Here is an 18,947-nt window from a genome sequence, read left to right on the forward strand (position 1 = left end):
TGCCCGGCCGGTCTGTCGGGACAGCGACGGGTCGGGGAAGACCTGCAAATCCGGGCGTTCCGGGGCGGGCACTGGGCGTGACTTGGCAGCCGTGCCGCCCACAGCGGTGCCGGCGTGCCGGAGAGGGCTCTTTGGGGGAGGTGCATCATGGCAAACCATATCAACGGACTCGATCATGCCCTGATCGGCGTCGCGGATCTGGAAGCCGCACGGCACAGCTATGAAAGGCTCGGGTTCACGGCGACGCCACGCGGCGAGCATACCGGGCGTGGCACGGCGAACTACTGTTTCATGTTCGAGACCGGCTATCTGGAGCTGCTCGGCGTCATCGATCCCGCGCAGGACCAGTTCGGCATCGGCGCCAATATCGCGGCGCGGGGCGAAGGCGTGGAACGCCTGGCACTGGCCACCGACAGTGCGGTCGCGGCGCAGGGCGATATCCGGGCCGCCGGCCTGAACGCGCAGCCCGCCCAGGCCCTGGAGCGGGTGCTGTCGCCGGAGGCGGGCGGCGGCAAGGTCGGTTTCGAGCTGGTGCTGCTGGACGAGCCGCCGCCGCTGAAGTCGCTGTTCCTCTGCCACCACCTGACGCCGGAGCGCACCTGGCAGCCGCAGTGGATGGAGCATCGCAACACCGCGGTGGCGCTGCGCGGCGTGATCCTGGTGGCGGAGCATCCGCCGCATCTGCAGGACCAGATCATCAAGCTGTTCGGCATGTCCACGGTGACGCCGACGGACCATGCGATCGCGGTGCATCTGGGCAGCCAGCGGCTGCTGATCGTGTCGCCGACCGACATGGAGGTGATGTTCCCGAACACCTACCCGGCACAGTCGCCGCCGCTGCCGTTCTATGCCGCAGTGCAGGTCGCGGTCCGCGATCTGGCCGCCTGCCGCACGGCCCTGGCGGAGGGCAATGTGCCTTTCCACGTCCATGACGAGGAGGGCGGTACCCTGCGGGTGGCGCCGTCGGAGGCGCATGGCGTGCTGTTCGAGTTCGTACAGGCCTGATTCCGCCGCCTGCCGGTATTGAAAAGGGGCGAAGCCGCCGGGCTCCGCCCCTTTTTCGTCGCCGGCTCCGCGCCGCTGCCCTGGCGGTTCAGAACCGGTCCAGGCAGGCCGCGAAAAGCCCCATGGTGCGGCGCCGCGCGAGGGTGGTGGCGGTGGCGTCGAAATTCTTCAGCCGCTGGTCGCAGACGAAGCCGTGCTCGGCCTCGTAGACATGGGCGATGGTGCCGGGATTGTTCGCCGGAATCTCCTCCGCCAGGGACAGCGGGATCATCTGGTCCTTGGTGCCGAAATGCAGCAGGACCGGGCAGTGCGCCCGCTCGTCCTTGAACTCGTTCCAGGGACCGCCGTAGTAGCAGCTCGCCGCCGCGATTCCCGATACCCGCGCGGCCGCAACCCAGGCCACGCCGCCGCCATAGCAGAAGCCGGTGATGCCGACCTTGCCGGCCTTGCCGACATGGGCGGTGGCCGCCGCCACGTCCTTCATGCAGCCGTCCCAGTCGACCTTGCCGCGGATGTCGCGGCCGCGCGCCACGTCGGCCTCGGCATAGCCCAGCTCCACCTTACGCTCGACCCGGTCGTAGACCGCCGGGGCGATGGACAGGTAGCCCTCCGCCGCGAACGCCTCGGTCAGGCCGCGGATGTGATGGTTGACGCCGAAGATCTCCTGGATGACGACGACGGCGCCGCGCGGCGTGCCGGCGGGCTCCGCCAGCCAGGCGTCGAAGCCATGTCCGTCATCCGCCTTCAGCTCGATCCATTGTCCGGCCATTCGCCGTTCCTCCCGTCGGGTTATGCGGTGCGGGACCGGGGCGGAAGGCTCAACCGCCAGCCTCCGCCCCGGTGCCCGTCGATGCGCGCCGACGATAACGGCCGATGGTCACGATCTCCAGGACCGCCTGGTCGTCCTGGTTCAGCACCCGGGTGGCGAACTTCACGATGCCGATCGGTTTGGTTCGCGACGGGCGCTTCTCCGCCACTTCGGAGACGACCCGCAACCGGTCGCCGGCGAAGACCGGGCGCCGCCATTCCAGGTCCTCGAAGCCGGGGGAGGCCAGGCCCGGCATGCCGCCTTCGCGATGGGTGACCATCAGATGCATCATGATGCCCAGGGTGTGCCAGCCGCTGGCGGCAAGTCGGCCGAACGGCCCGCGCGCGGCCGCCTCCGGGTCGATATGGAAGGGCTGCGGGTCGTACTGCGAGGCGAAGTCCAGGATCTCCGCCTCGGTGACCAGGTAGCTGCCGGTCTCCAGCCGTTCGTCGTCGGCGACATCCTCGAAATACCGGACCTTCTCACTCATCGGCGGCACCCTCCCGGCAGCGTACGAAGTGGATCGCCTCCATGGCGAAAACCTTCGCGCCTTCCTGGTTGTTCAGGACATAGCCGCAGCGAACGATACCGCGGTCGGGGCGGGAGGCGGAGCGCCTGGCTTCCAGGATCTCCGCCTCCAGGCTGAGGCTGTCGCCGGGGCGCACCGGGAGGTGCCAGGTGCCCTTCGGCACCGAGGAGGCGCCGAGCGAGGCGGTGTCCAGCACGAAGGCCTCGCAAATCAGGCGCATGGTCATGGCGCCGGTATGCCAGCCGCTGGCGATCACCCCGCCGAAGCCGGAGGCCCGGCCGGCCTCCGGGTCGGTATGGAAGGGCTGCGGGTCATAGCGGGTGGCATAGGCGATGATCTCGGCCTCGCTCACCTGTTTCGGTCCGGCGGTGAAACGGCGGCCGACGGTCAGATCCTCGAAGTACAGCATGGCCGGAGATTAGCGCCCCGGCGCGGCCTCCGCCACGGCTTCGGCAGGGATGCTGTCCGGCCGCACATGGACCGGGCGGCCGGTCTCCAGGATCGCCTTCAGGTTCTCGCCTTCCTCGGCCATGTGGCGGCGCACGGCGTCGAAGTCCCGCCGGTTCAGCCGCGCGCCAAGCGGGCCGATACGGACAGGGATGGACTGCCGGAAGCGGAAATGCGCAGGCCCGTCGGCCAGGAACTCGAAGGCGATCCAGGGGATGAACAGGCGCAGCAGGAAGCCGGTCGGCACGAAGCGGATCAGCCGGTCCGGCACGATCTCGATGAAGACGACCTCCTTCTTCAGCAGGCGGCCGCCGATCCGTTCCTCGAAATAGAACCTGACGCCGGTCTCCAGCCCGCGTCCCTGCCGCCATTCGAACAGCAGGTGGTCCGGATGCCACCGCAGGTAGTTCTCGTCCATGGCGGCGAAGAATGTCGGTCCGGTCGAGACAGGTGCGTCAATCGCTATTTCATGCGTCAGCAGCATCGGGCTGTTCCCGAGGGTGACACCGCCAAGATCTCTTGCCGGAAGTCCGCATCCCGGCGCCTGGTCGAGCCGTCAGCGGGAAAAGAACTCGGTCGAGTTCTCCGCGCCGGTTGTGGCAGGGCGAAGGCGGCGGGATGTCGTTGCCGCATGTGGGCCGACTGCCGGGAAGGCCGGGCGGCGTGGATCGGCGGGGCCGCTTCATCTACAATCCCCGGACGATACAGAAAAAGTCGTGCCCGGCGTCGGATAGCCCGGAGCGAGGTGAGAAACAAACAAGGGAGGATCGACCGATGGGTTCCATCAAAGGGACAGCTGCGCCCGGCAGGGGCGGATTGACCCGCCGCGGCGCGATTGCAGGCGGTGCGGCTCTGGTCGCGGCGCCGATGGTGATCGGCAGCGCCCGCGCGGCGGCCGAGGTGACCTGGAAGGTGCAGTCGCACTGGCCGAAGGCCTCCGCATCCTACGGCGACAGCCTGGCGATCATCGCCGAGGAACTGAAGGAGAATACCGGCGGTCGCTTCGAGCTGCAGCTGTTCGGCGCCGGGGAATTCGCCAAGGGTGGCGAGATCTTCAACATCGTGCGCCGCGGCGTCGTCGAGGCGGGCACCATCTCCCCCGGCTATATCCTGGGCGAGGCGCCGACGGCAGGCCTGGCGCTCGGCGTGCCGGGGACGTTCCGCCAGCCCTGGGAATTCTCCCACTTCCTCAAGAACATGGGCTTCGAGGCCATGTTCAACGAAGACCTGGCGAAGCACGGCGTGGCCACCCGGTCGGAGAAGATCTATCCGACCGAACTGGTGGTCGCGAAGGAGGTCGCCACCGTCGACGACTTCACCAAGCTGAAGCTGCGCTCGTCCGGCAGCTATCAGAAATACCTGGAGGCGGCGGGCGCCTCGACCCAGTACATCGCCGGGCCGGAACTGTACCAGAGCCTCGCCAGCGGCGTGGTCGATGGCGCCCATTGGGGCGCGGCGCAGGGCGCCGATTCGATGAGCCTGTGGGAGGTGGCGAAGTTCCACATGAAGCCCACCATGGGGCTGGCCTCCGACGTCATCATCTACAATCTCGACGCCCTGAACGCCCTGCCGGAGGATCTGCGGCAGGAGTTCCTGGACCTGCTGGAGATGCGCTTCTGGAAGCGCACGAACGAGTACCAGTACAAGGAGCAGGTTGCGCTCGCGAAAGGCGTCGCGGAGAACGACGTCGTCGTGGCCGACTTCCCGCCGGCGGTGCTGGAGGGTTTCGCCAAGGCGACGGCGGCGATCCTGGAAGAGGAGCGCGCCAAGGGCGGCAATGCGGAAAAGGGCGTGGACATGCTGGTGGCCTTCATGAAGGTGCTCGGCTACCCCGTCTGAGCGGCGCGCCGCCGGCGCAGGCCGGGCCTGCCGCCGGCGGCCACCCTTCCGCCCCCTGTCCTCCGACATCGATGGTGACCTGAATGGGCGCTGTGACCGCAGTTGCGCGCGCGGTGACCGGCATCAATGCCTTCATCGGGCGCTGGGTCAGCTATGTCGTGCTGATCCTGTTCATTCTGCTGCTGGGCGACGTGGTCATGCGCTACGTGCAGGAGGCGCCGATTTCCTGGTCGGCGCAGACCTCGAAACTGATCTTCGGCGTCTATGCGATCATCGGCGGCGGCTATCTGCTGGCCCGCCGCGACCATGTGAACGTCGACCTGTTCTACGGGAACTTTTCCGCCCGGCGGAAGGCTGCGGTGGATATCGCCACCTCCTTCCTGTTCTTCCTGTTCCTGGGGATCCTGATCGTGGAGAGCTGGTCGATGGCCTATGACGCCGTCTCCCGGCTGGAGGTCAGCTACGACACCACCTGGCGGATGCCGGTCTGGCCGTCCAAGTCGCTGATCGTGGTCGCCGCCGTTCTGCTGTTCCTGCAGGGCATCGTGAAGCTGATCGCCGACATCATGATCCTGGCCGGACGCCCGGTGGACGAGACTGCCTTCGGCCCGCTGCGCGACGATCCGGAGGAGCGGGGGCGCGCGGCCGAAGGCGAGCGCGCCCGGCTCGAGAGCGGGGAGGCGGACTGATGGCCGATGCCCTGTCCATCGAACTGCTGACCCTGCTGTTCTTCGGCCTCCTGTTCCTGTTCATCATGCTGGGCGTGCCGCTGGCCTTCGTGCTGGGCGGCCTGTCGGTGATCTTCCTGTACTTTGAACAGGGGCCGATCGCCTTCTACCTGATCGCCTCGAAGATGTGGGACCTGATGGAGACATCGTCCCTGATCGCGATCCCGCTCTACGTCTTCATGGCGATGCTGCTGGAGCGGTCGGGCGTGGCGCACGACCTGTACCGCATGATGCACCTGTGGTGGGGCGGGCTGCGCGGCGGCCTGGCGATCGGCACGGTCGGCATCTGCACCATCTTCGCGGCGATGTCGGGGATCTCCGGCGCGGCGGTGGTGACGATGGGCACGATCGCCCTGCCGCAGATGCTGAAGCGCGGCTACGACAAGCGGCTGGCGCTGGGCGCGATCAATGCCGGCGGCGGCTGGGGGATCCTGATCCCGCCGTCGATCCTGATGGTGCTCTACGCCCTGATTTCGGAGGTTTCCGTCGGCCAGCTCTTCGCCGCCGGGGTGGGGCCGGGCCTGCTGCTGTTCCTGCTGGTCTCCCTCTATATCGGCATCCGCTGCTGGTTCCAGCCGCATCTGGGCCCGGCGATGCCGAAGGAGGAGCGCGCCGACTGGGGGGAGAAGCTGCGCGCCCTCTCGGCCGTTCTGCTGCCGGTGTTCATCATCTTCATCGTGCTGGGCGCGATCTTCGGCGGTTTCGCCACGGTGACGGAGGCGGCCGCCGTCGGCGTGTTCGGCGCCCTGGTCGCCAGCGCGGTGAACCGCAGGCTCAGCTGGGGCGTGATCACCGTGTCGGTGCAGCGCACCTTCCGGCTCACCACCCTGATCGCCTGGATCGTCTTCGCCGCGCATGCCTATTCCACCGCCTATACGGCGATGGGGGCGGAAAGCTTCATCACTGGCATCACCGAGCAGATCCCCGGCGGCAAGTGGGGCGCGCTCGCCTTCATGATGTTCGTGCTGTTCCTGCTGGGGATGGTGCTGGACCCGGTGGGGATCATGCTGATCACCCTGCCGGTGTTCCTGCCGCTGGTCGCCGCGCACGGCTTCGACGAAGTCTGGTTCGGCATCCTCTTCGTCGTGATGATGGAGATCAGCTACATGACCCCGCCGTTCGGCTTCAACCTGTTCTACCTCAGATCGGTCGCGCCACCGGGGGTGACGATGAAGGACATCTACTGGTCGGTCGGCCCCTATACGGCGGTAGAACTGACCGGCCTGTTCCTGATCGTCCTGTTCCCGGCCATCGCGCTCTGGCTGCCGCAGCAGATCTTCTGAAGAGGTCGGGATGACAGACAAGGATCGCGACACCACGACCCGGGCACCGCGGCGTAACCTCGCCGCGGAAATCCGCGCCTTGATCGCGCCGCTGGGTGGCGTGGAGGTTGTCCTGCCGCCGAGGGCTCCGATGCGGGAGCCGCCGCGCTTCGACTGAAGCTGGCTGTGGCCGGGTCGGGCTTCGGTCCTCAGGTATTGAACCGGAAGTGCATGACGTCGCCGTCCTTGACGACATATTCGCGGCCTTCCAGGCGCAGCTTGCCGGCGTCGCGGGCGCCGGCCTCGCCGCCCAGGCTGACATAGCTGTCATAGTCGATGGTCTCGGCCCGGATGAAGCCCTTCTCGAAATCGGTATGGATCACGCCGGCGGCCTGCGGCGCGCTGGCGCCCGCGCGCACCGTCCAGGCGCGCGCCTCCTTTGGGCCGGCGGTGAAGAAGGTGATCAGGCCCAATAGGCCATAGCCGGCGCGGATCAGCCGGTCCAGGCCCGGCTCGTCCAGGTTCAGGTCGGCGAGGAAGACCTCGCGCTCCTCCGGATCTTCCAGCAGCGCCACCTCCGCCTCGATCGCGGCGGAGATCACCACCATCGCCGCGCCCTCGGCCTGCGCCTTCTCCGCCACCCTGGCGGTATGGGCATTGCCGGTCGCGGCCTCGCCCTCGCTGACATTGCAGACATAGAGCACCGGCTTCGCGGTGATCATCTGCAGCTGCCGGAACAGCGGCCGTTCCTCGGTCGACACCTCCAGGGTGCGGGCCGGCGCGCCGGTCTGCAGGTGGGCCAGGGTCTTCTCCATGATGGCGAGCAGGGCCTTCGCCTCCTCCTCGCCGCCGCGGGCGCGCTTGACCTGCTGCGGCACCCGCTTCTCCAGGCTTTCCAGGTCGGCGAGCATCAGCTCGGTCTCCACCGTCTCGGCATCGGCGACCGGGTCGATCCGGCCGTCGACATGGGAGATGTCGTCATCCTCGAAGCAGCGCAGCACGTGGCAGATCGCGTCGACCTCCCGGATATGGGCCAGGAACTGGTTGCCCAGCCCCTCGCCGCTGGCGGCGCCGCGCACCAGGCCGGCAATGTCGACGAAGGTCATCTGCGTCGGCACCACCTCCTTGGAATGGGCGATGCCGGCCAGCTTCTGCAGGCGCGGGTCGGGAACCGCGACCTGCCCGGTGTTCGGCTCGATGGTGCAGAAAGGGTAGTTCGCAGCCTGCGCCGCGGCGGTCTGGGTCAGCGCATTGAACAGGGTCGACTTGCCGACATTCGGCAGGCCCACGATGCCGCATTTGAAACCCATCAGGTGCGATCCTCTTGTTTCGCGCCGTCCGGCGCCTTTGCGGCGCCGGGCGCGGGGGCGGGCGGGGGCGCCTTCAGCGCGACCCGCGACATGAAGGCCGGGCCGTCGCCGGCAGCAAGCAGCGGCGCGGCATCGGCGACCGCGTCCAGAACCGGGTCCAGCCAGTCGCGGTCGCTCCTGGAGAAGCCGCCCAGGACGTGGCCCATCACCTTCGCCTTGTCGCCGGGATGGCCGATCCCCATGCGGACCCGCCAGAAATCCGGCCCGATCACCGGGGCGATCGAGCGCAGGCCGTTGTGGCCGGCCAGGCCGCCGCCCAGGCGGGCGCGGATCTTGCCCGGCGCCAGGTCGAGCTCGTCGTGGAAGACGAAAACGGCGTCGGCGGCAAGCTTGTAGAAGCGCACCGCCTCGCCGACCGACTGGCCGGAGCGGTTCATGTAGGTATCGGGTTTCAGCGCCAGCACCTTTGCCGCGCCCAGCTGGCCTTCCGCGGCCTGGCCCTGGAAGCGGCCGCGCCACGGACCGAAGCCGTGCATCGCGGCAATCGCCTCGACGGCCATGAAGCCGATATTGTGGCGGTCGGTCTCGTGCTTGCGCCCTGGATTGCCCAGGCCGACGAACAGCAGCATTGGCGGGCCTTCCGGCTGCGGCCTTCGGCGGAAGAAGCGGTCGGGGGATCAGCGGCCCGGAAGCGGACTGCCGGCCGGCGCGCCGGCAGGGATGCCGTGCGCCGGCCGGTCCGTCAGGTCCGCGGACCGACCCCTGACAAGGAACAACCCTCCAGGGAATACCCCTGGGGGGAGGATCAGTCCTCGTCTTCCTCTTCGGAGTCCGTCTCCGGCTCTTCCCCGGCGGCTTCCTCGTCCTCGTCGCTCTCCGGCATGACGCTCGGCGCGGCGATGGTGGCGATGGTGAAGTCGCGGTCGGTGATCGTCGGCTCCACCCGGTCCGGCAGGTTCACCGCCGAGATGTGGATGCTGTCGCCGATCTCGTACTTCGACAGGTCGATGTCGATCTGGTGCGGGATCGACATGGCCGGGCAGTACAGGTCCAGCTCGTGGCGGACCACGTTCAGCACGCCGCCACGCTTCAGGCCGGGGCTCTTCTCGTGGTTCAGGAAGTGCACCGGCACCTGGACCGTCACGCGGGAGCTCTCCCCCACCCGCAGGAAGTCCACATGGACCGGCCAGTCGGTCACCGGGTCGAGCTGCACGTCGCGCGCCAGGACGATCTGCTTGGTGCCCGACACTTCGATCGCGTAGATCTGGTTGTTCACATTGCCCTGCTCGATCATCTTCTGCACGTCGCGGAACGCGACCGAGATCGATACCGGGTCCTTCTTGTCGCCGTAGATCACCGCCGGGAGGCGGTCTTCGCGGCGCAGCGCCCGGGCGGTCCCCTTGCCGGTCTTCGAGCGCGGCTGCGCAGCCATCGGTGCTGCTTCAGACATCGTCGGTTTCTCCTGCCATGCCGTGCCGGCGCCGGCCTCCAGGGGTGCCGCATACGCCGACCGGCCGTTCATGCAAAACCGGCATGAACCGGCGCACCGCTGCCGGTGCGCAGGCGCATGCCGCCTCAGTCGAACAGGCTGGAGACCGAACTCTCTTCCGAGATCCGTTTCATCGCCTCGCCGATCAGCGGGGCGATGGTGATCTGGCGGATATTGCGGGAGACCCGCACCGCCTCGGTCGCCAGGATGGAATCCGTCGTGACCAGCTCCTCCAGCGCGGAGGAGGCGACGCGCGACACGGCACCGCCGGACAGCACGCCATGGGTCACATAGGCGGAGACCGACCGGGCGCCCTTCTCCATCAGCGCGTTGGCGGCGTTGCACAGCGTCCCGGCAGAATCGACGATATCGTCGACCAGGATGCAGTGGCGGCCTTCGACATCGCCGATGATGTTCATCACCTCGGACACGCCAGCCCGTTCGCGGCGCTTATCCACGATCGCCAGATCGGCGTCAAGGCGCCGGGCGATGGCGCGCGCCCGCACCACGCCGCCGACGTCCGGCGACACGATCATCAGGCTGTCGCGGTCCAGCCGCTCCTTGATGTCGCGCACGATCACCGGCGCGGCGAACAGGTTGTCCGTGGGAATGTCGAAGAAGCCCTGGATCTGGCCGGCATGCAGGTCCAGGGTCAGCACCCTGTTGGCGCCCGCGACCGTGACCAGGTTGGCCACCAGCTTTGCCGAGATCGGCGTGCGGGGGCCGGGCTTCCGGTCCTGCCGGGCATAGCCGAAATACGGGATCACCGCGGTGATCCGCCGGGCCGAGGAGCGCCGCAGCGCATCCATGCAGACCAGCAGCTCCATCAGGTTGTCGTTCGCCGGATAGGAGGTGCTCTGGATGATGAACACATCCTCGCCGCGGACATTCTCCTGCACCTCCACGAACACTTCCATGTCCGAGAAGCGGCGGACGCTCGCCTTGGTGAGGGGCACCCCCAGATAGGCGGAGATCGCCTCAGCCAGGGGCCGGTTGCTGTTGCCGGCGAGGATCTTCATGTGCGTTCGGTCGGGATCGGCATGAGGCCCAGTTCTGCTGTTCGGACTGGATCTGCGCCTTCGCCGGCGGGTGCGGCTTTCCGGCGCGTGTTCACAAGGCTGCAGCGCCGGTCCCGCCGGGACTGTCCGGCCGGTCGGGAATGCGCCGCCGTCGGTGCCGCGGGCGGGGCGAAAGACGACAGGGAAAGGATGCCCGGCCTGACCCGGATCCGGTCCCGGCAGGGGCCCGGAAAGGGGGCAGCACCCCGGACGGCCGGCAATCTACCAATGCCCCCGGCGGTGCGCAACGCTGCATCCGGCGGCGGGCCGGGCATGCGGCCCCGTGTCATCCCGGCGCCTCTGCCTGCCGCTCCGCCGGTGCCGCCTGCGGGGCGGCCGGCAGGGAGTTCAGCACCGCGTTGATCAGCTGGATCATGCCTTCCGCGCTGCCGGTGGAGGCGGCGTCGGCGATCGGCCCCCAGGCGCCGTCCAGGCTGCCCTGCGGCACCAGGTTCTCGACCGTCACCGTGCCGATCTCTTCCCCGTCCGGGGCGAACAGGGTCCAGTCGATGGTCACCTGTTCCTGCCCCTGACCGGCCGCCTTCATCGCCACGGAACCGGCCAGGATATAGGCCTCGGCCGTCATCTCCGGCGCGAATGGCACGCCCGATGCGGTCAGGATGCGCTTCATGGAACGCGCCAGCGCGGCATTGCCGTCGCCCGGCGCGCCGGAGACGTCGAAGACGAAGAAGCGTGCCGTGGGCGCCGCCTTCGGCGCTTCCGGCGCCGGCGCCGGCGCCTGCGGCGGCCGGGCGCCGCGGAAGGCGGTGTCCATCAGGCGGCGCGCGCCACGCTCCGCCAGGCTGGCCATCAGCGCCGGCTCGGCGGCCCGGAAGGCATCCGCCTGGACGGTCAGTTCGTCGCGCGCGACCTCCCGCGTACCGCCGTCCACCGCGACCATCCGATAGTCGATCTGCAGCGGTCCGGTCGCGCCGGGCGGCGGCTGCGCGGTGACCGTCGCGGCGATCGCCGCCGCCGGACGGTCGCCGCTCACATGGCGCGCGGTCGCCGGCACTTCCTTGCGCTGCAGCGCGTCGGCAAGCGCGGTCGCGAAGGCCTGGCCCGGTTCCTCCGGCACCCCCGCCAGCGGTTCCACGATGAACAGCGAATTGGCGACCAGGGCGCGCAGATGGGCGGCGGAGACCCGCTTGTCGTCGGGCTGGAAGGGGCGCGGCAGGGGCTGGCATGCCGTCAGGGCAAGGCAGAGCGCCAGGCCGGCCAGCAGCAGACGGGTCGGCCGCAGCATGGCCTGCCGCGGCTGGTCCGGCCGCAACCGGGCCGGGGGCGCGAAATCAGGTGAGGGCACAGCTTGCGATGAGTCCGAGAAGACAGAGCAGGGCGAAGATCACCAGATGGGGCATGGCCGGCCGCGCATTCAAGAGCCGCTGCTGTCCGGCAGGCCGATCAGCGCGATCTGCCGGCCATAGTCGGGGGCGCCGCGCAGGGTGCCGCGGCGATAGCTGAAAAAGCCGCCTTCGTCGGTCAAGGTGTCGCGGGCCATGTCTTCCACCGTGCCGGTGCCGGCGGCCTGCAGGCGGGCGGCCAGATAGCCGGTCAGGTCGAACAGCCAGTGCCGGCCCATCGGCCCGACCCGCTGGGCGGGCCGGAAGAAGCGGTCTGCCGCCGGGTCGGCCTCCAGGAAAGGCGCGGGGAAGTCCGGCCCGACCTCGTAGCTGGCCGGCCCGATCGCCGGCCCGATCGCGGCCAGGGTCGCCGCACGCCGCGCGCCCAGCCGCTCCATCGCCGCCAGGGTCGCCTCCGCCACCCCGGCCAGGGCACCGCGCCAGCCGGCATGGGCGGCGGCCACCACCCCGGCCTGCGGGTCGGCGAACAGCAGCGGCACGCAATCGGCGGTGAGGATCCCCAGCGCCAGGCCGGGCCGCCGGGTCGCCATGGCATCGGCCCTGGGCCGCTCCGTTCCCTCCGGCAGCGGCGCGTCCAGGGTGACGACCTCTGCCCCGTGCACCTGGTAGACGGTCTGCAGGACGGCGCCGGAGAGGCCCGCCGCGGCCAGCGCGCGGCGCCGGTTCTCGGCGACGCAGGCAGGATCGTCGTCGGAGCCCTGGCCGCAGTTCAGGGAGGCATAGAGGCCGCCGGAGACGCCGCCGCGGCGGCCCAGGAAGCCGTGCGGCAGGCCGGCGGCCGACAGCGCCGGCGCGATCAGGACGGGGGTCGTCATCCTGGCACCCCGTCGAAGCCGGCGCAGGCCGCTATGCCGGGCGGCAGGAGCGCCAGTGCCTTGAACAGTTCGCCCATCTCCGCCGGATCGGCGAGCCGGCGCGCGGCGGCGGCGATCGCTTCCGCCTGGTCGGGGCGGGCGGCGGCCAGGCGCTGCGCCCGCAGGCCCAGGCCGAGGCGCTGCAGGAAGCCGCCCTGCGTCTCCGGCCCTGCGATGGCGCAGCCGGCGGCACGGGCGGCGCGGGCCAGCGCGGTGAAATCGACATGGGCGGTCAGGTCGGCGCTGCCGGGCGCGGACAGCACCTCCGCCCGCCGGTGGCGGCGCACCGCCTGCAGGCTGTCGCGCAGCGGCGCGCCGGTGCTGCCATAGTCGACGATCAGAGCCGCCCCGCCGCGGCCCAGGATCGCCTCCGCCAGGCGCGCGACCAGCGCGTCGGCTGCCGGCCGCAGCTCCATCACGGTGCCCGGCGCCGCCGCCGGCAGCGGCGGTGCGGGTGCGGGGCGCGGCGGGAACGGGTCGGCCGCCGCCTCGAAGCGCAGCTCGCCGGCAGGGTCGAGCCCCACCAGCCGTTCGTGCCAGCCATCGTCGAGGCGGATCAGCTGGTGTACCGGCAGGGCGTCGACGAACTCGTTGGCGACGATCAGGGCCGGCAGGGCCGGCAGCGCCTCCAGGTCCGCGACCCAGCTGGCGTCGTGCCGGGCGATGCGCGCCGCCTGCCGTTCGCGCAGGGCCGGGCTTGCTTCCAGCAGCACCGGGCGGAGGGCATCGGCAAAGGCTGCATCCAGCCGCGCGGTGCGCAGGATGTCGGCCATCAGCGTGCCGCGGCCCGGCCCCAGCTCTACCAGCGCGAAGGGGGCGGGCGCGCCCAGCCGGTGCCAGGTGTCGATGCACCACAGGCCCAGCAGTTCGCCGAACATCTGCGAGATCTCCGGCGCCGTGACGAAATCGCCATCGGCGCCGATCCCGTCGCCCTGCGTGTAGTAGCCGTGGAGGGGATGCAGCAGCGCCTCCGCCATGAAGGCGGCGACGGTGATCGGCCCGTCCGCGCGGATCCGCGCGCGCAGGCCGGCCAGGGAGGGGGCCTCGGAAGAAGCGGGCCGGGTATCGCCGTGCCCGAGCGCGGTGCCGGTGGGGGCGAAGGCGGGGGGGACGAAGGCGGGGGGCGCCGTCATCAGCCGGTTCCGCCGGTATCCCGCGCCGCCGTCGGTCCTCCCTCTGCGACCGGCCGGCGGCGCAGGCCGATCACCAGCACGCCGATGCCGACCAGCAGCATCGGCAGGGACAGGATCTGCCCCATGGTGACGCCGCCGACGATGAAGCCGAGGAAGGCATCTGGTTCGCGGAACAGCTCCGCGACCATCCGCGCCAGTGCATAGCCGCTCAGGAACAGGCCGGTCATCACGCCGTCGCCGAAGCGGCGCGCCAGGGTCAGGCGCAGGACCAGCAGGACGACGAACAGCAGCACGCCTTCCAGCGCCGCCTCGTACAGCTGGCTGGGATGCCGCGGCAGCGGGCCGCCGCCGGGGAACACCATGCCCCAGTCGCTGCCGGTGACCCTGCCGTAGAGCTCGCCGTTGATGAAATTTGCGATGCGACCGAAGAAGATGCCGATCGGTGCCACCAGCGCCAGCATGTCGGTGAAGCAAAGCAGTGGCACCTTCCGGAAATGGCAGAACGCCAGGACCGCGGCGACCACGCCGACCAGGCCGCCGTGGAACGACATGCCGCCATGCCACAGCGCCAGCGCGTCCAGCGGATGCGACAGGTAGTAGCCCGGCTGGTAGAACAGGACATAGCCGAGCCGGCCGCCCAGCACGACGCCGATCGTGCCCCAGATCAGGAAGTCGTCGACCTGCGCCGGCGTGACCCGGCCGCCGGAGCCCTTCGCGAGCCGCACCATGACCCGCCAGGCGATGATGATGCCCGCGATATAGGCGAGGGCATACCAGCGAATGGCCAGGGGCCCGATCTGCAGGGCGACCGGATCGATATGCGGAAAGGGAATGCCGGCCGGGGACGCGTCCATAGCGGGCGTGTTATGACGCGGCGCGAAACGCAATACAAGCGCCGGGACGGTGCCGGTGGCGCAGCCCCCCAAGGAGGGCGGGCGTGGCCGCGGCGGCCGGCCCGGTTCCGCCCCGCAATCCACCCGGCCTCCGAAGGAGTGGCAGATGCAGACCCGCAATCCCCTGTTCGACGATCTCGCCCGACTCGCCAGCGGCGCAATGGGCACGGCACAGTCGGTGAAGGAGGAGATGGAGGTGCTCATGCGCTCGCGCATGGAGCGCTGGGCCACCGAGATGGCGTTCGCCACGCGGGAAGAGGTCGATGCCGCGATGGCCGCCGCCACAGTGGCGGAAGAGCGGGTCGCGGCCCTGTCGGCGCGGGTCGCCGAACTGGAGCAGGCGTTGGCGGCAGGCGGCGGTGCGGCAGCCGGCGCGGCCTCGCCCGCACGGCGGCCGGGACGGCCCAAGGGGCGGTCCGGGCAGCCCGGCAACTTCCGGCGCGGCCGCAACCGCTGAGGCGCAGCCGTCGCGCCATCGGCACCGCGATTCGAGCCGGCCGGGCGGGCTGCCGCGGCGGGCCGGCCGCGGCTCCGTGCGCCGCCCCGCTTCTGCATCCGCGACGCCCCGGGGCCCGCAAGCGCCCGTCCATGCTGGACATTCGCGGGCGCGTCTCCGGCCTCTGATCCCGGGAGCGTCTGCCACGGGGCTGACACGGATGCTTCTCTTGCGCTGCAGCGATGCTCCGCCTAGCCTAAATCTATGGTGCAAATCAGCGATGGATCCAATATGTCGCGTGCCTAGCCGGTTCATTGCCCCCATCCGGAGGGGCCGAGGCCGGCAGGGACGGGCGGGATCCTTTGTTGCATGGTCCTGCACCTGCCATGCCTAACGCCGCCGGTCGGGAGGTCTTACGCAATGACGGACATCGAGCACGAATATCTGCGCTTCCGTCCGCATCCCATGGATGTGGTCGAACAGCTTGTGGTCGATCAGGAATGGCCTTTCGACCGGCAGGGTGAGGATGACCTCACCGTCGGCGTGGGCGGGCAGTTCTCCGAATACCAGCTCTGGTTCTCCTGGCGGCACGAACTCGATGCGCTGCAGTTCTGCTGCTGCTTCGACATGAAGGTGCCCACCGCGAAGCGGCGGGAGGTGCACGGCCTGCTCGCCATGATCAACGAGAAGGTCTCGGTCGGTCATTTCGACATCTGGCCGGGCGAAGGCGTGATCCTGTTCCGTCACAGCCTGCTGCTGCGCGGCACCGGGGGCGCCACGGCCGAGCAGATCCAGGACCTGGTCGAGATCGGCCTGAACGAGAGCGAGCGCTTCTATCCCTCCTTCCAGTACGTGGTCTGGGGCGGCAAGTCGCCGGAGGACAGCCTCGCGGCCGCGCTCCTGGAACCGATGGGTGAGGCATGAGCGCCGCCCTGCAGGTCCGGCATTCCAGGCGGTGGGACTGAGCGATGGCGGATCCGAATCTCGTTCTCGTCGGCTGCGGCAATATGGGGGTCGCGCTGCTGCGCGGCTGGCTGCACCGCGGCATCGCAGCCGATGCCATCCAGGTGGTGGAGCCTGGCGAACCCCAGGCCACACGCGCTCGCGACCTCGGTGTCAGGGTGGTGGAGTCGGCCGATGCCCTGGATCCGGGCCGTGCGCCGGATGCCATCGTCCTGGCGGTGAAGCCGCAGGTCATGGAGGCCGCCGCCTCGGCCTATGCGGGCCATGCCGGCCGGGCGGTGTTCCTGTCGATCGCCGCCGGCCGCACGATCGCCAGTTTCGAAAAGCTGTTCGGTGCGGCGGCGGCGATCGTGCGCACGATGCCCAACACCCCCGGCGCGATCGGCCGCGGCATCACCGTGGCCTGCCCCAACGCGGCCGTGACCGACGCGCACCGCATCCTGTGCGACGGCCTGCTGCAGGCGATGGGGGAGGTCGCCTGGCTGGAGGATGAGGCGCTGATGGACGCGGTGACCGCCGTCTCCGGCTCCGGCCCGGCCTATGTCTTCCTGCTGGCGGAGAGCATGCGCGACGCCGGCATCGCCGCCGGCCTGCCGGAGGACCTGGCAGACCGGCTGGCGCGCCACACCGTCGCCGGCGCCGGTGCGCTGATCCTGGAGAGCGGCGAGGACCCCGCCCGGCTGCGGGAACAGGTCACCAGCCCGGGCGGCACCACCGCCGCGGCGCTGGAGGTGTTGCGGTCCGAAGGCGCCATGCCGGACCTCCTGCGCGACGCCATTGCCGCCAGCGCCCGCCGCTCGCGCGAGCTGGCCGGCTGAGCCGCGCCTGCCCGCGGCGGTCGCGCGCCCGGCGATCGGACGTGCGGCGATTGGGCCGCATCGGATCGGTGGAAAATCCCTGTCGCAGGGCCACATAGCTGTTAGGCTCAAAACGCTCGGTCGGTTCATTTGACGGACCGGCCGGGACCTGCGGGCAAGCCGACAGGGATGGCAGGAATGGCGCGACGACCCAGCAGCAAGGCGGCCGGCGGGCCGCAGGCCGAGACGCCGGCCGGCGGCAATGACCGGTCGGGCGGCCGCTCAGGCAGTCGGGGGGGCAGTCGCAAGCGGGCCGCCCCGCCGCCGGATCCCGTCGATGCCGCGTTGCGCCTTGCGGGGCAGCTGGGCTGGGACGGCCTGAGCCTGGCCGATATCGCCGCGGCCACACCGATGAAGCTGTCGGAACTGTTTCCACATTATCCCTCGAAGACCGCACTGGTCGCCGCCTATATGGCGCGCGTCGATGCCGCCATGCTCGACCAGATGGCGGAGGAGGGCGCGGCCGACATGGCGGAGGAGCCGCTGCGGGACCGGCTGTTCTCGGCCATCATGGCGCGGTTCGACAGCCTGCAGCAGCAGCGCGACGGCGTGCTGGCGATTGCCCGCGGTGCGGGCCGCGATCCGCTTTCCGGCCTTTGCCTGGCGGCCGGCCCGCTGCGCCGCAGCCTGGATGCGATCCTCGCGGCGGCGGGCCTGTCCGGCGACGGCCTTGCCGGGGCGATACGACGCAAGGCGGTGGGGGCCATCTATCTGGCCGCATTCCGGGCCTGGTCCCGCGACGACAGTCCCGACATGGGCGGCACCATGGCCGCGCTGGACCGTCTGCTGACCCGCTGGCTGCCGATGCTGGAGCGTTTCGACCGCGGCCTGCGCCGCCGGCCGGCCCCTGGGCCGGAGGCGGCAGAAGCCTTTTAACCGCCGGCGTCCGCCGGACATGGCGGGCACCGTATCTCGAACCGGATTATCCGGGCGGCATTGCGACCGCCACAGATCGATGGAGACGGAAATGGCAGCAAGCAAGTCGGGCAAGGCAGGGGCAGCCGATTTCGATATGACGAAGTTCTTCGATTTCGAGAAGATGATGGGCGACATGCGCATGCCCGGGTTCGATCCGACCTCCCTGATGGAGGCGCAGCGCAAGAACATCGAGGCGCTGGTCCAGGCCAACAAGGTTGCGGCGGAGGGCTTCCAGGCGCTGGCGCAGCGGCAGCAGGACATCCTGCGCGAGCATGTCGAGCAGATGCAGGGCCTGATGCGCGATGCGGTCAGCGCCGACACGCCGGAGGCCAATGCCGGCCGCCAGGCGGAGCTGATGAAGATCGCCTTCGAGAAGGCGCTCCTGAACATGCGCGAGCTGGCGGAACTGGCCTCCAAGTCGCAGAGCGAAGCGTTCGAGATCGTCAACCGCCGGGTGATGGACAGCATGGAGGAGTTCCGCCAGCTGGCCGACCAGAACAAGGGCAAGGCCTGACCTGCACCGCGTCGCCTGCGCATTTCCCGACCTGCGGACGGCCCGGGGCTGACCCGGGCGGCCGAACCTGCTACCCCAGCGCGCGGCCCGGACCTTCCGGGCCGCGTGATCGTTTCGGAACGGCTGCGCAGACAGGTGCGCATGCTGGCAATCAGGGGCTGCGGGGGAGGGATGTCATGGCCGACGGCGAGGCGACGAGGATCTCGATCGACGATTTCCTGAAGGTGGATGTGCGGGTGGGCACCATCGTGGCCGCGGAACCGTTTCCGGAGGCCCGCAAGCCGGCCTACCGCCTGCAGGTCGACCTGGGCCCGGAGATCGGCGTGAAGAAGAGCTCCGCCCAGATCACTGCGCTCTATGGCATGGAGGAACTGGTCGGCCGCCAGGTCGCGGCAGTGGTGAACTTCCCGCCGCGGCAGATCGGCCCGCTGATGTCGGAGATCCTGGTGCTCGGCTTTCCCGACGCCGAAGGCAATGTCGTCCTGGTGCAGCCGGAGCGCGCCGTGCCGAACGGCGGCCGGCTCTATTGATGGCGGCGGC

General features: G+C 69.9%; 23 protein-coding genes. 11 read left to right on the forward strand and 12 right to left on the reverse strand.

The annotated features are described in order from the left end of the window. The first annotated feature begins 147 nt into the window (after positions 1–147). Complete coding sequence (locus ACFOGJ_RS20355) at positions 148–1,005, forward strand: VOC family protein (RefSeq protein ID WP_379903977.1); 858 nt, start codon at positions 148–150, stop codon at positions 1,003–1,005. An 88-nt stretch (positions 1,006–1,093) separates the two neighbouring features. Here the strand turns inward: ACFOGJ_RS20355 and ACFOGJ_RS20360 are convergent, their stop codons facing one another. The 4 genes from ACFOGJ_RS20360 to ACFOGJ_RS20375 are packed head-to-tail and all read right to left on the reverse strand — an operon-like array spanning position 1,094 to position 3,273. Next, a complete protein-coding gene (locus ACFOGJ_RS20360) occupies positions 1,094–1,774 on the reverse strand; it encodes a dienelactone hydrolase family protein (RefSeq protein ID WP_379903979.1) in 681 nt (226 codons plus the stop codon). A 49-nt stretch (positions 1,775–1,823) separates the two neighbouring features. Then, positions 1,824–2,303: a MaoC family dehydratase gene (locus tag ACFOGJ_RS20365; RefSeq protein WP_379903981.1), complete on the reverse strand. Its 480-nt coding sequence runs from the start codon at positions 2,301–2,303 to the stop codon at positions 1,824–1,826. Continuing rightward, positions 2,296–2,751 carry a MaoC family dehydratase gene (locus tag ACFOGJ_RS20370; protein ID WP_379903983.1) on the reverse strand — a complete coding sequence of 152 codons (456 nt, stop codon included), beginning with the start codon at positions 2,749–2,751 and terminating at the stop codon, positions 2,296–2,298. Before ACFOGJ_RS20370 ends, ACFOGJ_RS20365 begins: the two co-directional genes overlap by 8 nt. 9 nt (positions 2,752–2,760) lie before the next feature. Further along, on the reverse strand, positions 2,761–3,273 hold the full coding sequence (locus tag ACFOGJ_RS20375; RefSeq protein ID WP_379903986.1) for a hypothetical protein: 513 nt from the start codon (positions 3,271–3,273) through the stop codon (positions 2,761–2,763). Positions 3,274–3,605: 332 nt separating this feature from the next. On the opposite strand from ACFOGJ_RS20375, the gene dctP reads away from it, so the two are divergent. The 4 genes from dctP (at position 3,606) to ACFOGJ_RS20395 (ending at position 6,796) form a co-directional block, all read left to right on the forward strand. Further along, a complete protein-coding gene (gene dctP, locus ACFOGJ_RS20380) occupies positions 3,606–4,628 on the forward strand; it encodes a TRAP transporter substrate-binding protein DctP (protein WP_379903988.1) in 1,023 nt (340 codons plus the stop codon). 83 nt (positions 4,629–4,711) lie between these two features. Continuing rightward, positions 4,712–5,317 (forward strand): TRAP transporter small permease subunit, encoded by a 606-nt coding sequence (locus ACFOGJ_RS20385; RefSeq protein WP_379903991.1) that lies wholly within the window; start codon positions 4,712–4,714, stop codon positions 5,315–5,317. Beyond that, positions 5,317–6,639, forward strand: a complete 1,323-nt coding sequence (locus ACFOGJ_RS20390; protein WP_379903993.1) for a TRAP transporter large permease — start codon at positions 5,317–5,319, stop codon at positions 6,637–6,639. The genes ACFOGJ_RS20385 and ACFOGJ_RS20390 overlap by 1 nt, the downstream gene beginning before the upstream one ends. 10 nt (positions 6,640–6,649) lie before the next feature. Beyond that, positions 6,650–6,796, forward strand: coding sequence for a hypothetical protein (locus ACFOGJ_RS20395; RefSeq protein ID WP_379903995.1), 147 nt, complete (start codon positions 6,650–6,652; stop codon positions 6,794–6,796). Between the two features lie 31 nt (positions 6,797–6,827). Here the strand turns inward: ACFOGJ_RS20395 and ychF are convergent, their stop codons facing one another. The 8 genes from ychF to lgt all read right to left on the reverse strand — a co-directional run bounded on the left by ychF (position 6,828) and on the right by lgt (position 14,680). Next, the gene (gene ychF, locus ACFOGJ_RS20400; RefSeq protein ID WP_379903997.1) at positions 6,828–7,928 is read right to left on the reverse strand and encodes a redox-regulated ATPase YchF; all 1,101 of its coding nucleotides are present in this window, start codon (positions 7,926–7,928) and stop codon (positions 6,828–6,830) included. Beyond that, entirely contained in the window at positions 7,928–8,557 is a 630-nt protein-coding gene (gene pth, locus ACFOGJ_RS20405) for an aminoacyl-tRNA hydrolase (RefSeq protein ID WP_379903999.1), read from the reverse strand. The genes ychF and pth overlap by 1 nt, the downstream gene beginning before the upstream one ends. A 176-nt stretch (positions 8,558–8,733) precedes the next feature. Next, positions 8,734–9,378 carry a 50S ribosomal protein L25/general stress protein Ctc gene (locus ACFOGJ_RS20410; RefSeq protein WP_379904001.1) on the reverse strand — a complete coding sequence of 215 codons (645 nt, stop codon included), beginning with the start codon at positions 9,376–9,378 and terminating at the stop codon, positions 8,734–8,736. A 125-nt stretch (positions 9,379–9,503) separates the two neighbouring features. Next, on the reverse strand, positions 9,504–10,436 hold the full coding sequence (locus ACFOGJ_RS20415; protein ID WP_379904003.1) for a ribose-phosphate pyrophosphokinase: 933 nt from the start codon (positions 10,434–10,436) through the stop codon (positions 9,504–9,506). A 325-nt stretch (positions 10,437–10,761) separates the two neighbouring features. Further along, a complete protein-coding gene (locus ACFOGJ_RS20420; protein ID WP_379904005.1) occupies positions 10,762–11,721 on the reverse strand; it encodes a hypothetical protein in 960 nt (319 codons plus the stop codon). Positions 11,722–11,850: 129 nt separating this feature from the next. Beyond that, positions 11,851–12,654, reverse strand: a complete 804-nt coding sequence (gene pgeF / locus ACFOGJ_RS20425; protein ID WP_379904007.1) for a peptidoglycan editing factor PgeF — start codon at positions 12,652–12,654, stop codon at positions 11,851–11,853. Next, the gene (locus ACFOGJ_RS20430) at positions 12,651–13,826 is read right to left on the reverse strand and encodes a class I SAM-dependent methyltransferase (protein WP_379904009.1); all 1,176 of its coding nucleotides are present in this window, start codon (positions 13,824–13,826) and stop codon (positions 12,651–12,653) included. Before ACFOGJ_RS20430 ends, pgeF begins: the two co-directional genes overlap by 4 nt. Further along, positions 13,826–14,680 carry a prolipoprotein diacylglyceryl transferase gene (gene lgt / locus ACFOGJ_RS20435; protein WP_379904011.1) on the reverse strand — a complete coding sequence of 285 codons (855 nt, stop codon included), beginning with the start codon at positions 14,678–14,680 and terminating at the stop codon, positions 13,826–13,828. Before lgt ends, ACFOGJ_RS20430 begins: the two co-directional genes overlap by 1 nt. 145 nt (positions 14,681–14,825) lie before the next feature. On the opposite strand from lgt, the gene ACFOGJ_RS20440 reads away from it, so the two are divergent. The 6 genes from ACFOGJ_RS20440 to ACFOGJ_RS20465 all read left to right on the forward strand — a co-directional run bounded on the left by ACFOGJ_RS20440 (position 14,826) and on the right by ACFOGJ_RS20465 (position 18,937). Next, positions 14,826–15,176 carry an accessory factor UbiK family protein gene (locus ACFOGJ_RS20440; protein WP_379904013.1) on the forward strand — a complete coding sequence of 117 codons (351 nt, stop codon included), beginning with the start codon at positions 14,826–14,828 and terminating at the stop codon, positions 15,174–15,176. 399 nt (positions 15,177–15,575) lie between these two features. After that, positions 15,576–16,079: a type III secretion system chaperone family protein gene (locus ACFOGJ_RS20445; RefSeq protein ID WP_379904015.1), complete on the forward strand. Its 504-nt coding sequence runs from the start codon at positions 15,576–15,578 to the stop codon at positions 16,077–16,079. A gap of 44 nt (positions 16,080–16,123) precedes the next feature. Continuing rightward, complete coding sequence (gene proC / locus ACFOGJ_RS20450; protein ID WP_379904017.1) at positions 16,124–16,936, forward strand: pyrroline-5-carboxylate reductase; 813 nt, start codon at positions 16,124–16,126, stop codon at positions 16,934–16,936. Between the two features lie 177 nt (positions 16,937–17,113). Continuing rightward, a complete protein-coding gene (locus ACFOGJ_RS20455) occupies positions 17,114–17,851 on the forward strand; it encodes a TetR family transcriptional regulator (protein ID WP_379904019.1) in 738 nt (245 codons plus the stop codon). Positions 17,852–17,942: 91 nt separating this feature from the next. Then, positions 17,943–18,407, forward strand: coding sequence for a phasin family protein (locus tag ACFOGJ_RS20460; protein ID WP_379904021.1), 465 nt, complete (start codon positions 17,943–17,945; stop codon positions 18,405–18,407). 176 nt (positions 18,408–18,583) lie between these two features. Beyond that, positions 18,584–18,937, forward strand: a complete 354-nt coding sequence (locus ACFOGJ_RS20465) for a tRNA-binding protein (RefSeq protein ID WP_379904023.1) — start codon at positions 18,584–18,586, stop codon at positions 18,935–18,937. The last annotated feature ends 10 nt before the right edge of the window (positions 18,938–18,947 follow it).

The sequence above is a fragment of the Marinibaculum pumilum genome (assembly GCF_042646425.1).
GTDB lineage: Bacteria > Pseudomonadota > Alphaproteobacteria > Ferrovibrionales > Ferrovibrionaceae > Marinibaculum > Marinibaculum pumilum.